19 protein-coding genes are annotated in these 18,111 nt (G+C 60.0%); 11 read left to right on the plus strand and 8 right to left on the minus strand.

Going from position 1 to position 18,111, the window contains the following annotated elements; genetic code table 11:
- The first annotated feature begins 100 nt into the window (after window positions 1–100).
- The 3 genes from ACN9MX_RS11185 (at window position 101) to ACN9MX_RS11195 (ending at window position 3,572) form a co-directional block, all read left to right on the plus strand.
- On the plus strand, window positions 101–565 hold the full coding sequence (locus ACN9MX_RS11185; RefSeq protein WP_363827060.1) for a c-type cytochrome: 465 nt from the start codon (window positions 101–103) through the stop codon (window positions 563–565).
- 499 nt (window positions 566–1,064) lie between these two features.
- Entirely contained in the window at window positions 1,065–1,958 is an 894-nt protein-coding gene (locus ACN9MX_RS11190) for a 3-keto-5-aminohexanoate cleavage protein (RefSeq protein ID WP_426387018.1), read from the plus strand.
- A 195-nt stretch (window positions 1,959–2,153) separates the two neighbouring features.
- Entirely contained in the window at window positions 2,154–3,572 is a 1,419-nt protein-coding gene (locus ACN9MX_RS11195) for an aldehyde dehydrogenase (RefSeq protein WP_426387020.1), read from the plus strand.
- Window positions 3,573–3,725: 153 nt separating this feature from the next.
- On the opposite strand, the gene ACN9MX_RS11200 is transcribed toward ACN9MX_RS11195, so the two are convergent.
- The 3 genes from ACN9MX_RS11200 to ACN9MX_RS11210 all read right to left on the minus strand — a co-directional run bounded on the left by ACN9MX_RS11200 (window position 3,726) and on the right by ACN9MX_RS11210 (window position 7,266).
- On the minus strand, window positions 3,726–4,283 hold the full coding sequence (locus ACN9MX_RS11200) for a MarR family winged helix-turn-helix transcriptional regulator (protein ID WP_363756551.1): 558 nt from the start codon (window positions 4,281–4,283) through the stop codon (window positions 3,726–3,728).
- Window positions 4,284–4,597: 314 nt separating this feature from the next.
- Window positions 4,598–5,992 carry an amino acid permease gene (locus ACN9MX_RS11205; protein WP_426387022.1) on the minus strand — a complete coding sequence of 465 codons (1,395 nt, stop codon included), beginning with the start codon at window positions 5,990–5,992 and terminating at the stop codon, window positions 4,598–4,600.
- Complete coding sequence (locus ACN9MX_RS11210) at window positions 5,989–7,266, minus strand: aminotransferase class III-fold pyridoxal phosphate-dependent enzyme (RefSeq protein WP_426387024.1); 1,278 nt, start codon at window positions 7,264–7,266, stop codon at window positions 5,989–5,991. Before ACN9MX_RS11210 ends, ACN9MX_RS11205 begins: the two co-directional genes overlap by 4 nt.
- A gap of 387 nt (window positions 7,267–7,653) precedes the next feature.
- Here ACN9MX_RS11210 and ACN9MX_RS11215 point away from each other — a divergent pair, with 387 nt between their 5' ends.
- Window positions 7,654–8,541 (plus strand): LysR family transcriptional regulator, encoded by an 888-nt coding sequence (locus ACN9MX_RS11215; RefSeq protein ID WP_426387025.1) that lies wholly within the window; start codon window positions 7,654–7,656, stop codon window positions 8,539–8,541.
- A 352-nt stretch (window positions 8,542–8,893) separates the two neighbouring features.
- On the opposite strand, the gene ACN9MX_RS11220 is transcribed toward ACN9MX_RS11215, so the two are convergent.
- The 4 genes from ACN9MX_RS11220 to ACN9MX_RS11235 all read right to left on the minus strand — a co-directional run bounded on the left by ACN9MX_RS11220 (window position 8,894) and on the right by ACN9MX_RS11235 (window position 12,763).
- Window positions 8,894–9,082, minus strand: a complete 189-nt coding sequence (locus ACN9MX_RS11220) for a helix-turn-helix transcriptional regulator (protein ID WP_426387026.1) — start codon at window positions 9,080–9,082, stop codon at window positions 8,894–8,896.
- Window positions 9,083–9,347: 265 nt separating this feature from the next.
- Window positions 9,348–9,530 carry a hypothetical protein gene (locus ACN9MX_RS11225; RefSeq protein ID WP_363827078.1) on the minus strand — a complete coding sequence of 61 codons (183 nt, stop codon included), beginning with the start codon at window positions 9,528–9,530 and terminating at the stop codon, window positions 9,348–9,350.
- Window positions 9,531–9,819: 289 nt separating this feature from the next.
- Entirely contained in the window at window positions 9,820–10,203 is a 384-nt protein-coding gene (locus ACN9MX_RS11230) for a TPM domain-containing protein (RefSeq protein WP_363827081.1), read from the minus strand.
- 334 nt (window positions 10,204–10,537) lie between these two features.
- Window positions 10,538–12,763 (minus strand): copper-transporting P-type ATPase, encoded by a 2,226-nt coding sequence (locus ACN9MX_RS11235; protein ID WP_426387027.1) that lies wholly within the window; start codon window positions 12,761–12,763, stop codon window positions 10,538–10,540.
- A gap of 50 nt (window positions 12,764–12,813) precedes the next feature.
- Here ACN9MX_RS11235 and ACN9MX_RS11240 point away from each other — a divergent pair, with 50 nt between their 5' ends.
- The 7 genes from ACN9MX_RS11240 to ACN9MX_RS11270 all read left to right on the plus strand — a co-directional run bounded on the left by ACN9MX_RS11240 (window position 12,814) and on the right by ACN9MX_RS11270 (window position 17,669).
- Window positions 12,814–13,110, plus strand: coding sequence for a metal-sensitive transcriptional regulator (locus ACN9MX_RS11240; RefSeq protein ID WP_363827085.1), 297 nt, complete (start codon window positions 12,814–12,816; stop codon window positions 13,108–13,110).
- Window positions 13,111–13,224: 114 nt separating this feature from the next.
- Window positions 13,225–13,602 (plus strand): hypothetical protein, encoded by a 378-nt coding sequence (locus ACN9MX_RS11245; RefSeq protein WP_426387028.1) that lies wholly within the window; start codon window positions 13,225–13,227, stop codon window positions 13,600–13,602.
- Complete coding sequence (locus ACN9MX_RS11250; RefSeq protein WP_426387029.1) at window positions 13,596–13,955, plus strand: hypothetical protein; 360 nt, start codon at window positions 13,596–13,598, stop codon at window positions 13,953–13,955. The genes ACN9MX_RS11245 and ACN9MX_RS11250 overlap by 7 nt, the downstream gene beginning before the upstream one ends.
- A 78-nt stretch (window positions 13,956–14,033) precedes the next feature.
- On the plus strand, window positions 14,034–14,636 hold the full coding sequence (locus ACN9MX_RS11255; protein WP_426387030.1) for a hypothetical protein: 603 nt from the start codon (window positions 14,034–14,036) through the stop codon (window positions 14,634–14,636).
- 291 nt (window positions 14,637–14,927) lie between these two features.
- Window positions 14,928–16,697, plus strand: a complete 1,770-nt coding sequence (locus ACN9MX_RS11260) for a DUF1963 domain-containing protein (RefSeq protein WP_426387031.1) — start codon at window positions 14,928–14,930, stop codon at window positions 16,695–16,697.
- 301 nt (window positions 16,698–16,998) lie between these two features.
- Window positions 16,999–17,250 (plus strand): type II toxin-antitoxin system prevent-host-death family antitoxin, encoded by a 252-nt coding sequence (locus ACN9MX_RS11265; RefSeq protein ID WP_363827095.1) that lies wholly within the window; start codon window positions 16,999–17,001, stop codon window positions 17,248–17,250.
- Window positions 17,250–17,669 carry a type II toxin-antitoxin system VapC family toxin gene (locus ACN9MX_RS11270; protein WP_363827097.1) on the plus strand — a complete coding sequence of 140 codons (420 nt, stop codon included), beginning with the start codon at window positions 17,250–17,252 and terminating at the stop codon, window positions 17,667–17,669. The genes ACN9MX_RS11265 and ACN9MX_RS11270 overlap by 1 nt, the downstream gene beginning before the upstream one ends.
- A gap of 97 nt (window positions 17,670–17,766) precedes the next feature.
- Here ACN9MX_RS11270 and ACN9MX_RS11275 read toward each other — a convergent pair whose 3' ends face one another.
- Window positions 17,767–18,081 carry a DUF6968 family protein gene (locus ACN9MX_RS11275; RefSeq protein WP_363827100.1) on the minus strand — a complete coding sequence of 105 codons (315 nt, stop codon included), beginning with the start codon at window positions 18,079–18,081 and terminating at the stop codon, window positions 17,767–17,769.
- Window positions 18,082–18,111 lie beyond the last annotated feature (30 nt).

An 18,111-nucleotide genomic window follows, 5' to 3' on the forward strand; every position in this document is an offset into this window, starting at 1 on the left:
TTCCACTTCAGGTCGCATTTAGCGGGAAGGGCGCCTCTTGGAGGCGAATAGCCAAGGATGTGCCCACAGCATCCTGGCTGGAGAACTTAGGAGCGATACTATGGTGCAGCAGAGTGGTCATGGACGGCTGTTGGGCGGTGCGACAATGATCATCGCAGCTGCGGCATCCGTGGCGCTCCTGGCGGGGGCGGGCTTCGCGTGGGCGCAGCAGCCGATAGCAGCGGCGGCGCCTCAGGTCTCAGGCTCGATGGCCCCACAGCTCGTCGCCGGCGCCGCATCCTACAGCCAAAACTGTGCAAGCTGCCACGGCGAACAGTTGGTCGGCCCCGGTGCCCCTGAGCTCAAGGGAAAAGCGTTCCTTGCGACTTGGGCGGGCGCGCCGGCGCGCCGGCTCTACAGTCGGATACTCAGCACGATGCCCCTCACCGATCCCGGCAGCCTTGATCCCAAGGCGGCGCTCGATATCACGACATTCATCCTCAACGAGAACAAGCAGCCCGTGCCGGCCACCGGCTACGCGAGTCCAGCCGAGCTCGATAAGATCTCTATCAGGAATGGCGGCTGAAAGTTTCCCTGGCCCGATCAGTCCTAGGACGGATCGACGTTCAGATGATGACGAGCCGAAAATGGTGATTTTTCGTGACCCGGCGCGCCGCGTACTTCCAGTAGGTGAGCACCGGAAGCACGAAGGGCCAACATTTGCAGGCCGTCGGGGCTGAATGTCGGTCCGTCCTAGCTCGATCAGCGCCGGGCCAGGTCGACGGGAAGAACTCCCCCTTAGCACATCGGCGCTCATCTTCGAGCGCAGGGACGGCCCGTTCCCGGCACCGCACCGCCTTGAACAGGCATGAACCCCCAGTCTCTTCACCGCAATGTTCGATCTGCTTGCACGAGTCCTTTCTGAACGCTATCGTTGATTCGTCAATGTGTTTGAAGACAGGGCGCACGGACCGGGCCGTTGCAGGAAGCGGTCGCCAGCCGGCGGGCAGCTTCCCGAAAGCTGTGGGCACGTCGCAAAGGCCCAGCCAGTGTCATGCTTGATCGTTGAATCGGAAGGATATCGAATGGCCAGCTCGAAGTTGATTGTCACCGTGGCACCGACGGGTGGCATGGCTTCCAAAGCGCAGAACCCCAATCTGCCAACGCAGCCGGCGGAGATCGCCGATTCGGTCTACAACTCTTACAAGGAAGGCGCGGCGATCGCGGCGCTCCACGCGCGGCGGCCGGACGATGGGGCCACCTGCAATGCAGACATCTACCGCGACATCAACGAACGGATTCGCGCCAAGTGCGACATCATCATCAATAACTCGACGGGTGGCGGCTCCAGCGGCGACATGCTCGTCGCCCGCGAGGACGGCCTGTTCGAATCGAACTTCGAGGAACGGCTGAAAGGCTGCGAAGCGGGCGCCGAGATGGCGACCTTCGACGGAATGACGTTCGTGGACGTCCACGGCGGCAGGGAAATCCTCGTCGTCACGCCGCCATCGCGGTGCGAAACTCTCGTCAAGCGGATGGTGGAGCGTGGCATCAAGCCCGAATGGGAGGTGTTCGGTCCGAGCCACATTCTGCAGGATGTCACCCGCCTGATCCAGAAGGGGTATGACAAACCCCCTTATTACATCAACATGGTTCTGGGCGCGGACCACGGCTTCCAGGGCGCGATGCCCTATAGTCACGACATTCTTACGGCGATGGTGAGCATGCTGCCGCCGCAATCGATCTTCTGCGTGTCCGCGATCGGACCGGCACAGCTTCCCGCAACCACTCAGGCGATGCTCCTGGGCGGACACGTCCGGGTCGGTCTGGAGGACAATAATTACTACAGCCGCGGTCGCCTAGCCAGCAACGAGGAGCTGGTAGCCCGCACGGTGAGGATCGCCAACGAACTCCAACGGGAGATAGCCTCCCCCGAAGAGGCGCGGGAGATACTCGGGTTAGCGAAGATATCGCAGTAAGCTGGGGGGTCGCTCCCCTTCCGAGCTGAGCGCATTTCAGTGAGGCTGGCGGCGATACACGCGTCTCATGTGGACAATGGAAGAGGCGCGACGACGCGCAGGGATTGTCGAACATGATGACGACGGTCCGCCAGATGGCCGAACCAAGGGTGCGAGACCTGATCGCGTCAAGTCACACGCTTTAGAGGATAGATCATGGAGACCCAACCGTCAGCACCGCGCGACGCGGTGTTCGAACGCCGCAACCCCCTCACCGGCGAGGTGGCGACGACCGTCAAGGCCGCGAGTGTCGAGGACGCCCAAGCCGCCGTAGCAGCAGCGGCATTCCCCGCATGGTCGGCCCTGGGACCGAACGCCCGACGCGCAGCGCTGATGAAGGCGGTGATCGCGCTGGAGGCGCGGACCGACCAGTTCATCGACGCGATGATGGGCGAGATCGGCGCGACCGAAGGCTGGGCGCGCTTCAACCTGATGCTTGCCGCCAGCATGATCCGGGAGGCTGCCGCGCTCACCATGCAGGTCGCGGGCGAGGTGATCCCTTCCGACAGGCCGGGCTGCATCGCAATGGCGCTGCGCGAGCCGGTGGGCGTGCTGCTCGGCATCGCGCCGTGGAACGCGCCGATCACCCTTGGCGTGCGCGCCGTCGCAACGCCGCTGGCATGTGGCAACACGGTGGTGTTGAAGGCCAGCGAGCAGTGCCCGCGCACGCACGCGCTGATCGGCGAGGCGTTCAACGAGGCGTTGCCCGAGGGAGCGATTTCCATTGTCACCAACGCCCCTGCCGACGCCGCGGAAATCGTAGGCGCGCTGATCGATCATCCGGAGGTGAAGCGCATCAACTTCACCGGCTCGACCCACGTCGGCAAAATCATCGCCAGGCGCGCGGCCGAGCATCTGAAGCCCGCATTGCTGGAGTTGGGCGGCAAGGCGCCGCTGATCGTTCTGGACGATGCCGACCTTGACGAGGCGGTGAAGACTGCCGCGTTCGGCGCGTTCATGAACCAGGGCCAGATCTGCATGTCGACCGAACGCATCATCGTCCTGGACGCCGTGGCCGACGAGTTCAACCGCCGATTCAAGGAAAAGGTGGAGAGCATGCCGGTCGGAGACCCGCGCGAGGGGAAGACCCCGCTTGGCGCCGTGGTGGACCAGAAGACAGTCGATTGGGTGCGCGAGCTCGTCAACGACGCGATTGCGAACGGCGCAGAGCAGCTCGTCGGCGGCGAGGCGAACGGGGTGCTGATGCCGGCGCACGTCATCGACAGAGTGACGCCCGAAATGAGGCTGTTCCGAGAGGAGAGCTTCGGACCCGTGGTGGGAGTGATCCGCGCACGCGACGAGGCACATGCAGTCGAGCTCGCAAACGATACCGAATATGGGCTATCGGCGGCGGTGTTCACGCGGGACACGGCGCGCGGACTTCGCGTCGCCAAGCTGATCAAGTCGGGCATCTGCCACATCAATGGACCTACCGTGCACGACGAGGCGCAGATGCCGTTCGGCGGGGTCAAGGCCTCGGGCTACGGCCGCTTCGGCGGCCGCGCCGGCATCGACGCCTTCACCGAATTGCGGTGGATCACGATCGAAACCCAGCCCGGCCACTACCCGATCTGAAATGCCGCTCGCACATGTGCGCGAACGGCGAGCATGACCGATGCTGGGAAAACGATCGATCGTGGAACGAGGTGGCGGAAAGTTACGCCGGTAGGTTCGGCAACGAGGGCCGGCGCTTCTCCCTCGCTGCACCTCCCGGCTTTTAGCCGAAGATCATTTCATCGATTCCAACCGGAGCGCGATCTTGCCGAGAATGCGGTCCAGGGTAACTCGCTCGTTGTCAGTCAGATCACTCATCAACGCCTCGTGGAACGCGGTACGCTCACCGACCAGCGCCTCATACTTGCGGCGACCCGCCTTGGTCAGCGACAGGATCGGCATGCGGCGATCCTCAGGGTTGTCGCGCCGCTCGACGAGGCTTCGTCCCTCGAGCTGACTGGCGGCCCGGCTTACTTCCGCGCGGTCGGCCCACGACATATCCGCGAGCTGTCGTATCGTCGCCCCGCCGGTAGTCGTCGCCAATCGGCTCAACACGCGCCATTCGGCATAGGTCAGATCGTTGGCCGCCGAGAGCTTGCGGACCGTGATGCGGTTCATCGCCTTGCCGACAAGCGAGAGACGATAAGTTGGGTAATCCATTCCCGGCAGCACCCAGCCTGACAGCTTGATCGGATCGGATACCCCGGATTCCGGCGACGGGTTCGTTCCGCGTACCTTAGCGGTATTGATTTTGGTCACGCTTCCACTTCCATGTTCGGCCTTGATCGACAAGGGCCTGTCGAGAGCATCCTAGTGGCAGACGTTTGACTTGTCATCAAAATCACGGCGTCGATATCATTGTCCTGTCTCGCGGCGGGGTAGGAAGGTTTCCCTGAGCGGATGTACACCGTTGATCTTCCCGCAGGATTCGGATGCGAATTCGACCCTGGAGAATGAGAAATACGGGCAAGACGGTGCGCACGACGATTGGCGACAAGGCGGCGCCGGTCACCATCATACGATGCCGGTCGAAGGGAGGGTTCACATCGCTGCCGCGCCGTGGGAACCCAGTCGCTGGAGAGGCGGCGAAGTTTCGAGGTTTGAAATTATGTGAGAAGATTGGATCGCCGTGCCGCCCACCCGACCAGCACGATAGCGACCGCTGCGGAGCTGGCCTGGAACTGGCTTTGGAGGTCCGGGTCGATCGCCATCGTGATCAGAACGGCGGCGATCGCGCCAATCGTCGCGATGCTGCCCCACGGATGGAGCCACATGCTTAAGACAGGGCGCAGGGCTTCCCGTTCCATCTTCATGCGCAGGCGCAACTGCGCAGAGGCGATCAGCAGATACAGGACCAGCATGATCGCCCCGGACGCGTTGACCAGAAATGCAAAAGCCGTGTCGGGGGAGACGATGGCAACCGCCAGCGCGGCAAGGCTGAAGATCGTGCCGAATATGATTGCGCGACGCGGCACGCCAGGACCGCTGACCACCCGAAGCGCCGCCGGCGCATCGCCGCGCAGAGCGAGGGAATGGAGGACCCGAGAGGTTACATACAGACCGGAATTGAGGCACGACAGTACGGCGATGAGCACGACCGCCTGCATGATCATGGCGCCCCCGGGAATCCCCATCCTGGCTATGGCGGCGGCAAAGGGCGATTGGCCGGGCAGGATCTCGTTCCAGGGAACCACAGCGACGATCAACGCGATCGAAAGCACGTAAAACAGCAAGATTCGAATCGCGACCGTGAAGGTCATCCGGGCGATAATGCGTGGGCCCGCGTCCGATTCCGCCGCCGCGATGGTGGCGATCTCCGCCCCGACCAAGGCGAAGATCACGCTGGTCACCCCGGCGAGCGGGGCGGAAAGCCCTTTGGGGGAAAAGCCGCCATGCGCCGTCCAGTTGCCAAGGCCGGCATTGGCCCCGAACATGCCGGTCACATAGGCAAGGCCGACAAGGATGAAGACGACAATCGCCGCGATCTTCAGCCCCGACAGCCAGAATTCGAACTCGCCATAGGATCGTGCGGAAAGAAGATTGGTGCCCGCCAGCGCGACGGTGAGCAACGCCGCGACTTGCCAGATCGAGAGGCCAGGCCACCATTGCGCCAGGATCGTCGCGCCCGCGATCGCCTCGATCGCCACCACTACCACCCAGAAATACCAGTAGAGCCAACCGCTCATGAAACCAGCCCAGTCGCCCAGGCCAAGCCGCGCGAACTCGGGGAAGGATTGAACGCCCGGTTCCGCAGTGGCCATCTCGGCCAACATGCGCATGACCAGCATGACGATGCCGCCCGCGACTATATAGCTCACAATCGCGGCCGGGCCGATGCCAGCGATGGCGGTGCTGCTGCCGACGAAAAGGCCAGCCCCGATGATGCCGCCAATAGCGATCATCTCGACATGGCGCGGTCGCAGACTTCGGGAAAGGCGATCGTTCTCGCCGCCGAGTGCTAAAGCTTCGGGCGTCGCTTCGGCTTTAGCGATTGTCGTCATTCGACATCTTCCAAGATGTGCGTGATCGTTTCAACGATGTGGTCGATCTGTCCTTCGCTGATGATCAAGGGGGGTGAAAGCGCGATGATATCGGCGGTCACGCGGATGAGGACGCCTCTGTCGAAGGCGGCGTGGAATGCCTCCATCGCGCGCGCGCCCACTGCGTCCTTTCGCGGTGAAAGTTCGATGCCGGCCATAAGCCCAAGATTGCGAACGTCGATGACATGCCGCGCCTCTTGAAGGCGATGGATTGCCGCTTCCCAATAGGGAGCGAGTCTGGCCGCGCGTTCAAACAGGCGAGATTCGGCATAGGTTTCCAGAGAGGCAAGGCCGGCCGCGGCTGCAAGCGGATGGCCCGAATAGGTATAGCCGTGAAAGAATTCTATCCCGTCGGGCGCATTGTCGACAATGGTGTCATGGACGTCCCGGCTCGCGGCCACCGCCCCCATGGGCACGGCGCCGTTCGTCAAACCCTTCGCCATGGTAAGGATGTCGGGTGTCACACCGAAATATTCAGCGGCCGTCGCGGTGCCGAGACGACCAAAGGCCGTGATGACCTCATCGAAAATCAGCAGGATGCCATGACGGCGCGTGATCTCGCGCAGTCGTTCGAGATAGCCGCGAGGGGGGATCAATACACCCGTGGAGCCCGCGACGGGCTCCACGATGACCGCTGCGATCGTTTCCGCTCCATGCAGGGCGACGACATCCTCCAGTTCGCTCGCGAGATCGACGTTCGATTCCGGGAGTCCCCTGGAGAAGCGCGGCACCACGCCATGGGTATGGCTGAGATGGTCGACTCCGGCGACCTGTGTGACGAAGGCACGGCGATTGCCGCCGATGCCACCGACCGACATACCGCCGAAATTGGTGCCATGATAGCCGCGTTGACGGCCGATCAGCCGTACACGCGATCCGTCGCCACGCGATCGGTGATAGGCGATCGCCATCTTGAGCGCGGTATCCGCGGATTCGCTTCCGGAACCGGTAAAGAAGATGCGGTCGAGTCCGGCGGGCATCAGCGCGGCAAGGCGGGTGGCGAGCGCGAAGGGAAGCGGATGGCCCAGCTGGAAAGTCGGTGCGAAATCCAGCTTCGCCGCTTGATCCTGGATGGCGCGGGTAACGCTGGGCGCATTATGGCCCGCGTTGACGCACCATAGGCCAGCGGTGCCGTCGAGCACGGTCCGTCCCTCCGACGTTTGATAGAACATGCCGTCCGCCGAAGAGAGCATTCGCGGACGTGCCTTGTAGGCCCGGTTGGCGGTGAAAGGCATCCAGAAAGCCGACATGTCCTCAGCGGAGGGTTCGACGACGGAGGGTTGTTGAGGGGAGTGTTGCATCGATTCTCGTGATTTGCGCCATGGCTGATGGCTGGCCGATGCTTCAATTTCTATTGAGCCCTGATAGGCGGGGGAGATGCATATTCGATGACAGGCGGTGTTCTTTGGGCACCAGGATACACTGGGGCATTCCTTGGCTCGAGAGCGGGCTCGACCGGAGTCAAAGCGGAAAGTCGATTCGGACAGCGGAGCGGTCAACCAAGCCCAGCGAGATCTGTTCGCCAAACATCGCTAATTTGTCCACGCCGCCTAGCATAGAGCCGCCATTACACTTAAGTGGAGCGACCAGAGTATATTGGGCTCTAAAAAGGTGCGAATCGAATGGACGGTTGGGAAGGGATAGAGGAATTCGTGGCCGTGGCCCGGACTGGCTCCTTCATCGCCGGAGCCGCTTCGCTCGGCGTGTCGCGCACGCATATGAGCCGTGCCCTCGCCCGGCTGGAGGATCGGCTGGGGGCCCAGCTGCTGCACCGCACCACCCGTAGGGTGCTCTTGTCTCCTACCGGGCAAACTTTCCTCGACCACTGCATTCGGCTGGTACAGGAAAGAGACGAGGCCGTTGCGCTCATCCGTGATCAGGGCGAGCCGCGCGGCGATCTGAGGATCACCTGCTGCGTTGCGCTGGGCGAGCGTTTCATCGCTCCGGTTGCGCGACAATTTGCCAAGCAGCACCGCCAGCTGACCGTTTATCTGGATGTGACGGACCGCACGATCGACCTGGTGGCCGAGGGTTATGACCTTGGCGTTCGCACGGGCAATCTTCCATCCTCCGACCTGATTGCTGCAAAGATTGCTTCGCGACGGTCCCGTACTTGTGCCGCCCCGGCCTATCTGGAACGCATGGGGACACCTGAGAAGATCGCTGACCTGAACGAGCACGATTGCCTGACAGGCACCACGTTGCAGTGGCACTTTTCCGAAAAGGGCGATGAAATACTATACCGCCCGCGTCCCGTCTGGAGCTGCAACAATGGCTACGCCGTCCTGGAAGCAGCCCGGGACGGCATGGGCATCTGCCAATTGCCCGATTTCTATCTCAATGACGCAGTTCAATCGGGCCAGCTGGTGCCCATTCTCGAAGAGTTCGCTCCTCCCGAGGAGCCGATCTGGTCGGTCTATCCTGACAAACGTCACCTTTCTCCGAAGGTGCAACGTTTTGTCGCCGCCTTGAAAGGCACATTACCCAAAGCCATGGCACGTCCAGACTGACTATCTGATTTCCTGATCTGAAGGTTCGGCAATCGTCCCTTCAACATGGCCGGCAGAATTGTTCCTGGTAGATTGGCCGCCGCGCAATGCTCTCGATCGATTTTGGATCTGATCGATCCCTTTAGTATCGAGTTTCTTGGCTGTCAGATGATGACATCGGACTGGCAATCGCCCGACCAGCGATATGTTGCGGAGCATTTGCAGGCACAGGTCACCCCGAAGGGGAAAGTCTTGCAACAGGAGGAAAAGTGGCGGAGAGGGGAGGGATTCATCAAGATCTACGCAATATCTTGAAATTTCGTGATATTTATTACGCCTTTGGCAATCAATGCCCCTAAGGATGCCCCCAATCTCAACGGTCATTGGTACCTCCCGCGATGCAGTTGGCAATCCACGTTTCGACGTCGGATTCGAGCCATCCAACGGCCCGCTGGCTCAACTGATGCGGCCGTGGGAACTCTGAGTTCTGGATCTTGCGGTATATGGTCGCTCGGCTCAGCCCTGTCCTCGCCTTGACCGCAGGCAGCCGGAGGATCGCCATGGGGGCACCCCACCGAAAACGTACATCTCGTGTGTGGGCTGTTGTTCATCTGCTTGTATGATATGGGGGGTCTTAGCCATATGTTCCTCCAGGATCGATCGTGGCGAGGGTCGGGACGATGTTGACGCATCCCCGACCCGCTTCGTTTATGGTATCTGCTAACGCATCCAGATCGGCCTGATGATGCGCGACAGATTGATCATGATGTAGCTCCGCACGTGCTCCGGCCGAAAGGACGCCAGCCCCAGATCTTCAGGAACCGCGATCAGTTCGTTACCCGCATGGGTAAAAAGCCATCGCGTGTCGGGAAATCGGACTCGTAAAAGAAATACATTTGTTGCCCCGGTTCGAGCCGGTAGCGCTGTGTAGAGAGTTCGAAGTTCACAAATTGCGGCTGACTGCTGCTGTTTTTAATGGTGTGTTTCAGTCGCGCCACTTGCATCTCCATCACACTGTCGCGTCCTATGTAATGTCAGCTTTCAGGGTCGTCTTGCCCAAAACCGGACCTTCTGCAAACCACCCATCGTTGACCATCGGCGGCGCTGGTACGCGAGCGGCCCGCACAATTGGCGACCCTCCCGGTTTGAGACGGGCAAACTGCCGAGCAGCACGCGCCAACAGAGCGGCCGTTCAGCGGACCAAATCGTCTCTTCCAAACCAGTCGTCCGTTCTGGCAGTCAGGTTTCAGGCCGTGCCTGGGGCGCCTTCATCGGCAGAAAAGTTGGGGGGAGTGGACATTATTCCAAGCGCGCAATCAACGCATCCGTGCCCGCTTCAATGCCGCCGGAGAGATCTCCCTTTCGGAAGCTCGGAAGGATTTTCTGATCGATAATTTGTTGGCAGACCCCATCAGGCAGTCGCTTCTCCAAGCCATAGCCAACTGCTATTTGGACCTTGCGCTCTTTTGGCGCGACCAGAAGAACCACGCCGTCATCATAGCCTTTGCGCCCAATTCCCCAGCTGTTCGCTAAGTCTCTCGTGTAATTGGCGACATCGCGTCCATCAAGCGAGGGCACTGTTACAACGACCAGTTGATGCTGCGTTTTCTGCTCTAGCTTCGCTAGCCTGCCACTCAGGGTGGCCTGTTCTTGGGGCGATAGGATATGAGCCGTATCGGTCACGCGGCCAGCCAGTGGCACGGCTGCCATAGAGGTCGCAGAATTTTCGCTTTCAGTTCCAGCGGCTGGAGCACTGGTCGCCTGCCCATTCGAGCACGCAAGCGTGAACAGCACTGATGCGCAGGCAATTCCTCGAAGCGATCGTCTCATGCGGGCATCGTGAGGTGCAGTTGTGGGACCGTCAATGTCCGTTTTGTCGGCGGCTCCGGAAAGTCTGGTTCCCGGTAAAAATGTTGAAATGCTGCCCTTTGCTCGCGGCCCGGGCGGGCCGACGGGAGCCGCCGACATCTCGGTCGTTGGCGAATCCGAAACGATGCCTTATCATCGAGTCTGTGGGTTACAGCTTGAAACCACGCAATCTCAGCGAGTTGGTCACCACCGAAATCGACGAAGCGCTCATCGCGAAAGCGGCGAACATGGGGCTGATGAGGATGCCGAGAAACGGATAGAGCGCACCAGCGGCAATTGGTACGCCCGCCCCATTATAGACTAGCGCGAAGAACAGGTTTTGCCGGATATTGCGCATGGTCGCATGTGCCAAGCGCCGCGCGCGGACAATGCCATCGAGATCGCCCTTTACCAGCGTGATTCCGGCGCTTTCGATCGCGACATCGGCGCCGGTGCCCATGGCAATGCCGACATCGGCCTGAGCGAGCGCGGGCGCGTCGTTGACGCCATCACCCGCCATCGCGACCTTACGACCCTGTTCCTGCAATTCGCGGATGATGCGGGCCTTGTCTTCCGGCAGCACATCGGCGCGGATGTTGTCGATGCCGAGCCGTGCGGCAACGGCCCTGGCCGTTCGCTCATTGTCACCGGTCGCCATGATGATTGTCAGGCCAAGCGCGTGAAGGGCCTTCAGCGCATCGGGCGTCGTCGCCTTGACCGGATCGGAGACGCTGATCATTCCGGTGACGGCGCCCTCGACGGCGACGAACATTACTGTCTCACCTTTGCTGCGCCGCGCCTCGGCCTTTTCGGCAAAGTCTTTCGCGTCGAGTGCAAGATCGGTGATCAGCTTCAGATTGCCCAGCACAACCTGCTTTCCGTCAACCATGCCCTTGACGCCCTTGCCAGTGACTGCCTCGAAGTCATTGGCGGAGCCGAGCGCGATGCCGTGCTGCTCCGCACCCTCGACGATGGCTTCGGCCAATGGATGTTCGGACCCTTTTTCAAGCGTTGCCGCAAACCGGAGCACCTCCTCCTCGTCGAAGCCGGATTCGGGAATTACGGCGACAAGCCTGGGCTTACCCTCGGTCAGCGTGCCGGTCTTGTCGACGATCAGCGTATCTACCTTTTCGAAGCGTTCGAGCGCCTCCGCATTTTTGATCAGCACGCCGGCCTGCGCACCGCGACCTGTGGCCGTCATAATCGACATCGGCGTCGCGAGGCCCAGTGCGCACGGGCAGGCGATGATCAGCACGGAAACCGCCGCGATCAGCGCATAGGAAAGTGCGGGCGCCGGACCCCATATCGCCCAGCCGATAAAGGCCAGCACCGCAACACCGATCACGGCGGGGACGAACCAACCCGCCACCTTGTCGGCATATTTCTGGATCGGCGCGCGTGATCGCTGTGCCTGCGCAACCATGGCGACAATCTGGCTGAGCATCGTGTCCGCGCCTACCCGGCGTGCCTCAATCACGAGGCTGCCGGTCCCGTTGATAGTCGCGCCGGTGACGGGATCTCCAACCGTCTTTTCAACCGGAACCGGCTCGCCCGTGATCATACTTTCGTCAATCGAGCTATGGCCATCGACCACTTCGCTATCGACCGGCACCTTTTCGCCGGGACGCACGCGCAGGCGATCGCCGACATGGACATGCTCAAGCGGAATTTCCTCTTCGCTGCCATCGTCACGGATGACGCGCGCGGTCTTGGCGGCAAGATCGAGCAAGGCGCGGATCGCCTTGCCGGTCCCCTCACGGGCACGCAATTCCATCACTTGCCCCAACAGCACAAGCACGACAATTACCGCCGCCGCTTCAAAATAGACGGGCACGGTTCCGTGCATGTCCCGGAAGCCTGATGGAAATATCGACGGCGCGATCACGGCCACGACGCTGAATGTCCAGGAGGCGATCACGCCCATGGCAATCAGCGAGAACATGTTGAGGTTCCATGAGAGGAAAGATTTCCAGCCGCGTTCCAGGAACGGCCAGCCGCACCACAGAACGACCGGCGTCCCGAGTGCGAGTTCGAGCTCTTGCGCGGCGTGTTCGCCCAGCGCTCCCCTGATCCAGCCAAGGCCGACCATCGGCCCCATCGCAAGTACCAGCAGCGGCACGGTGAGGACAGCGCCGATCCAGAAACGGCGGATAAAATCGACCAGCTCGGGATTGGTGCCTTCATCAGCCATGGCGGCGGATTCTAGTTCAAGAGCCATGCCGCAGATCGGGCAGGAGCCGGGTCCGGTTTGCCGCACTTCGGGATGCATGGGGCAGGTGTAGACTGGTCCGGCATAGCCTGCGGACACTCTGTCATAGCGTCCGTCCTTCGGTGCCACACTACCATGCGCGTGGCCCGCATGGGCATGGTGATGTCCGCAATGATGGTCGCTCATGACCGCAAAGCCTCTTGCAATATACTATAGAGGGGTATAGTAATATTCGCATGCTTTTGCAAGGTGAACATCTGATGCGCAACAAGTTCGACAAGCAGATCGCGCGGATGCGCCGCATAGAGGGGCAGGCGCGCGGCATCGCGAAGATGATGGAGGAGGACCGCTACTGCATCGATATCCTTCAGCAGTTCGCGGCGGTAGAAGCGGCATTGCGGTCAACGCGTGCCGAAGTGCTCAAGGTACATGCGGCACATTGCGTAGAGGAAGCCATCGCATCGGATGATAAACACGACCAGAAGCAGAAATTTTCCGAACTTGTGTCGCTGTTCGAGAAACAAGTGCGCTGATCATGCTTCTTCGTTCGCCGACAAAGGCCACGTTGCGGCGCTCCTCCAACGTACTTGAAAGCAGTCCTACATTCACTTTTCAGGCTGGTAAGAGATGAGCGCCCCCAACCGCAGATGCGGATCTGCAGCCTGGCTATTGGGAGCAAAAGCGGACGTTGCAAATTCGTGCGAAATCGTGAAGCCGAGGTGACCGTCACCAGAAATCGATTCAATACCCGTTATGCCCAGCAGGACCGCCCGGTGATCGGTCTGCGGCGGCAGGCCGACGCGGCGGTTGTGCCGGTTTCGATCTCGTCGGACACGCGCGATGAAACTACGCGCAAGAAGGAGATCCATACTGTGTTACTGGCCGCGCTCGACCGCGCGCCAGGTACCGACATCGAACTGGTCTCCGGGACAGTGCAATTGTCCCCCGTAACCAAGGCGAATTACCTGGAACTGCAGTTCCAGTCGCGGGCCGGGTCGACACCAGTAAGATCGACGTCATGCTGAGGGTAAAGCTGGCTGGCTCGGCCGCGGCCACCGAGAAGAAACTGACCGATTTCATCAAGGCTATCTCGGGCTCCGGCCGCGCGACGATCGACAAGACCGGCGGCCTGACGCTCGCAATCGTCAATCCCGACCAGTACCGCGACGAGATCTACCGTCGCATCGCCGCGGGAGCGAACCGTGCAGTCGGCTTCTGTGCCGCGGACTATGCCGTGAATGTCAGCGGCCTCGACCGGGCCGTCGCCTGGTCTCAAGTCAGCAACACGAGGTATTTCTGTATATTCCCTACGGCTTTTCAGTTGGGAAGTAGGGCACTTGGGGATGCCGGCGAAAGCCGCCAACAGAGCGGGCGTTAAGAGGGTGGAATCAGCTCTTCGAAAGCTGCCGTCCATTCATCTATCGCCAAAGGGGGACAGCGCCGATAAACGGCCTGAATGTCAGCAATCAAAGATATCACTCAGCTGAGCAAGCTGGTTGCCAATAAACATAGTTGGGCCGCGGCGAAAGCTTTCAAGTCTTATGAGATGAATGAAGCCGATCGCGTGGCGCTGTCGCATTGCGCTATTGATCTGCTGAGCATCTTTCCGCCTATTGCGGGAGCATGCGCGCTGATGAGCGCCGCTTTGGCGGTGGGCTTGGAGCGCCACATGAAGGCGCCCATCCATGTGGTTGCCGGAACCTTAGCTGTGGAAGGCGTACCGGTTTTTGGCGACCGACGACCCATTGATGGTTCGTTAGTCTTCAGCACATCTAGTCCCGATTGGGACGGCCATGCCTGGGTTATGATCGGCCCTTATGTCGTAGATATCTCGATTTTCCGCACCGCTTATTCGGCCGAGGGGTCGGCCAGATTGGCCAGGCACATCGACCTCACCTTCGGCCCTAAAAAAGGATTGTACGTCGATCACTGGAAGCGGACGCGACAAATGGGTTTGAACTATGAGCCCCAGTACGTGCTGAGCGCAGACGAAGTGACCAGCCTTATGGGGGGCGCCTTCCACGTCATAAAGCAGGCTCGGCCCGCTTCGTCATCGTAGAACTCAGAAGCAATACCGACCAGAAATTGCCGTTGGGTCGGCGGGATCGGCGGCCCATTTGCAGACATAGATTTTAGGCGTTTACAGATGCGGGGCGGCAAGAGCAGCTTCCTGGGGCTAGGCCACTTTGTCCGGAAAATCAGCGATTTTAAGACAACTGAGTATGAGCCAACAGCTGTTGTGCTACCCGTGCTCCTATTGCGCCTCGGTCCGGCATGCGCCGGTGCAAATTATCCGCAATTTAACTTAACTTGTCGCATGAGGTTTCTGAATAATCGGGGGAGGCCATTGATGAATACATTCTGGGGTTTGATGGGGTATCTGCCTCTACTCTTGTATGGGTTGCTTCTTTACTGGTTGCTCGTGATTGTGCCTCGGTGGTTCAAAGCGAAGTTGAAGGGAAGCACAGCTCATGGCGAACAGGGCAAATCCGTCAGTCCTGAAAGCGCCCCAGAACCATCGCAACGGCGCCGGAATCTGAGCGCGATATTAGCTCAGGAGGACGGGTATAGCGATCTGCTCTCGCCTATCAGAACCGAGCCCGCACGTAGCGGAAACGGCATTCACATCGGAGGTTCCGTGTCCGCACCAAGTGCCGTCTCGGAAAACGTATCGGTGATCCTTCGCCGCCAGATTCCGCCTAATCTTGATGAACCTTCCCGCTCCTGGCTCGGTGGGCTTCCGTGCATGCCAGAAGAAATCGAGTGGCCTCGATCAGTCTCATCAGAATATCCCGATAAGGGAGAGCGGCCATTACACTTCCTGGCCCAGATTTGCTGCGCTGACCTGCCCAAGGAGCTGTGGGGGGGACTGGGGCCGCGCGAAGGCTGGTTGTTATTGTTCATAGATCCCAATCAAGGTTGCCCGGCGGGCAACGACGCATTTCGCGTCATACACATTCCGCAGGTAGGCTTAGAGCGCGCTCCTCCCTTCGATCTCGGACCTGTGCACGATGGCGTCTATACCGGCCCAGACTATCGTTACCTTCTCCCTGGCGAACAGGTGCCAAACATCTGGCGACGCTGGCCGATCGATACCGTTTCGGTTCCGAACGATGCCAGGCATGTGGAGGGGCGGGTTCTGGTCGCCCCAGACGATTTTGCTTCACACCTTTACCCTGGTCAGCAGATCGCCCCCGAACGTGACCGCCCCTCTCCGATCAGACCACTGACCTATGGGCAAGCCCTTTACGCTCTGCATAATCAACGTGCCGGTCTTGAACGGTCGCTCCCTCCGATCCAGCTTTCACCCGTGTTCTGCTCGGAATTGCACAAGGAAGGGATTATCCGTGAAATCTGCGAGCATGGCGAACGACAAGCCCAGAAAGCTCAGGAGGATCGCCAAGCGTTGCTAGCACGAGTGCAAAGCGGCGACGAATCTGATCGACTGACTGAGCAACTGAAATGGAATTCAGCAAGGATCGATCACGCTGAACGGCAGACGGCCTGGCTGCAAGAAATGGGCGATGCCGATGCAATCATTCGCTATCTTGAGGAAAGCCCTGCGCTTGAGGCAGCGTGGCAAGATGGTCTGCGCACAAAAGTAGATGCCCTCATCGAAGCGGTACGCAAGCACGATCCGGAAGCCCCGCTTTCGCAACAAGACTGGGATGAACTCGTCGCTGTTTTTGAAAATCGCGATTTCGTTCGGTGGCAGAATGATCGCATCCGCGAGGCTGTTGATCAGCCCACCATCAGATTTCGCGAACATAGACGTGGCAGTCGGCTTAATCCGCCCATCGCCATGCGTGAATTCATGGCTGACATGTACGTCGATCCAGCCCGACGTACGCTGATCCCGGACGACGCATTGCCAGCATACGAGGCGAACTGGCGGCAGCTGTACAGCAACCGACCGCACCGCATGGGCGGTTACCATGACGGCTTGCAATCAGATGCTGTTCCCGGACCCGCAAAGGATTTGCTCCTGTTCCAGATCGCCAGTGACGATGCGATGCACTGGTGCTGGGGGGATGCAGGGGCTTATTACTTCTGGATCAAGCCTAAGCACCTCGCCGCCGGCGATTTCTCAGGGGTCGAGATGTGGTTGGAATGTCATTGATGACCGCCTTCGCCATTGCAGAACGAGATATGCTGCGCCAATTCACGGAGAGCATTCGGACTCTCGTTGGCGCCCGGCATGGAGCGACAATTCCCTATGTGTTGAGAATCGGCTGTTTTCCACCTTTTGCGTCTGGAAGCTGTCGTTCGGGAATCCACCCACGCCGGTCCTAAAATCGCTCGAATTATCAGATGCTGGTTGCACCGTGAGGTCCATTCCTGATCCTGGCCTCCTTGCTCTCATTGACAGTCATCCCTCCGAGGTTTATTTGTCTGTATGTAACGACATGAAAGCCGGAGCGATGACCGCGACCTTTACCAGCAGAGATTTTAACCGAGATCCCGGCAGCATCAAGCGGGCCGCGCTGTCCGGCCCTGTGTTCATCACCGACCGCAACAAGCCCTCACTCGTCGTCATGGCGATCAAGGACTATGAACGACTCGCCGGTCGTGGAACGTCTCTGCTCGATGTGCTGATGCCCAACGACGATCAGGATTTCGATTTCGAGCCGCCCAAGGCTCGCATCGCGGCGCGTCCGGCGGACCTGGATTGATGTTTCTGATTGATACCAACGTCATTTCCGAAAGCCGTAAGGTCCGATCAGGGCGTGCCGCTCCCGAAGTTGTCGGCTGGCTTAAGGTAACGGATCCCAGCACCACGTTTCTTTCGGCCATGTCGCTGTTCGAACTTGAGTTGGGGGTGGTCCAGATCGAGCGACGCGATCCCGTCCAGGGCGAGCATTTGCGGCGATGGCTGGACCATATCGTGAAGCCCGGCTTTGCTGGTCGGGTTCTCGCTATGGATGGCGCGGCGGCGGCCGCCTGCGCCGCGCTGCATGTGCCCGATCCGGTCAGCGAACGTGATGGATGGATCGCGGCGACAGCCTTGGTACATGGTTTGACCGTGGTGACGCGCAACGTCGCCGATTTTGAAGCCGCCGGCGTCAACATCCTCAATCCGTGGAACGGCTAACGGGCGCCTGATAATTCGAGCGATTTTGGGATCGGAAGGGGTGGGTAGCGGAATGTCGGCTTTGGATTTCGGTAGAGGATAATCGGACGTCGATCTTCTAAAACTCGTTGTCGGGTGCCCAGTCAGCAATCGTCGCGGGGATCGGCATTCCAAGACTGCGTCTATCAAGCCAAGTGATCTGACGGCCCCTATTTTCGCGCGCAGCCAGCAAATCCGTGTGCGCTTTCTGCATCGCAAGCAAAAGAGCCTGAACTGCATCCACGCCATAGGCTCGCCCTTTATATAAGCCTTCGGGCCAGTCTATTTCGTAATGGCAACGAAGATCCTGTCCATCAGGCTCCCGCTGGTAAAACCGGCATCCAGCGGTCTGACCGTCTATGTGAACAATCCGCTCGCAAAATATCTCTGGCATCACGCTGTGCCTCCCTCAGACGCCTGCAAT

The sequence above is a fragment of the Sphingobium sp. R-21 genome, from assembly GCF_049913335.1.
Lineage (GTDB): Bacteria > Pseudomonadota > Alphaproteobacteria > Sphingomonadales > Sphingomonadaceae > Sphingobium.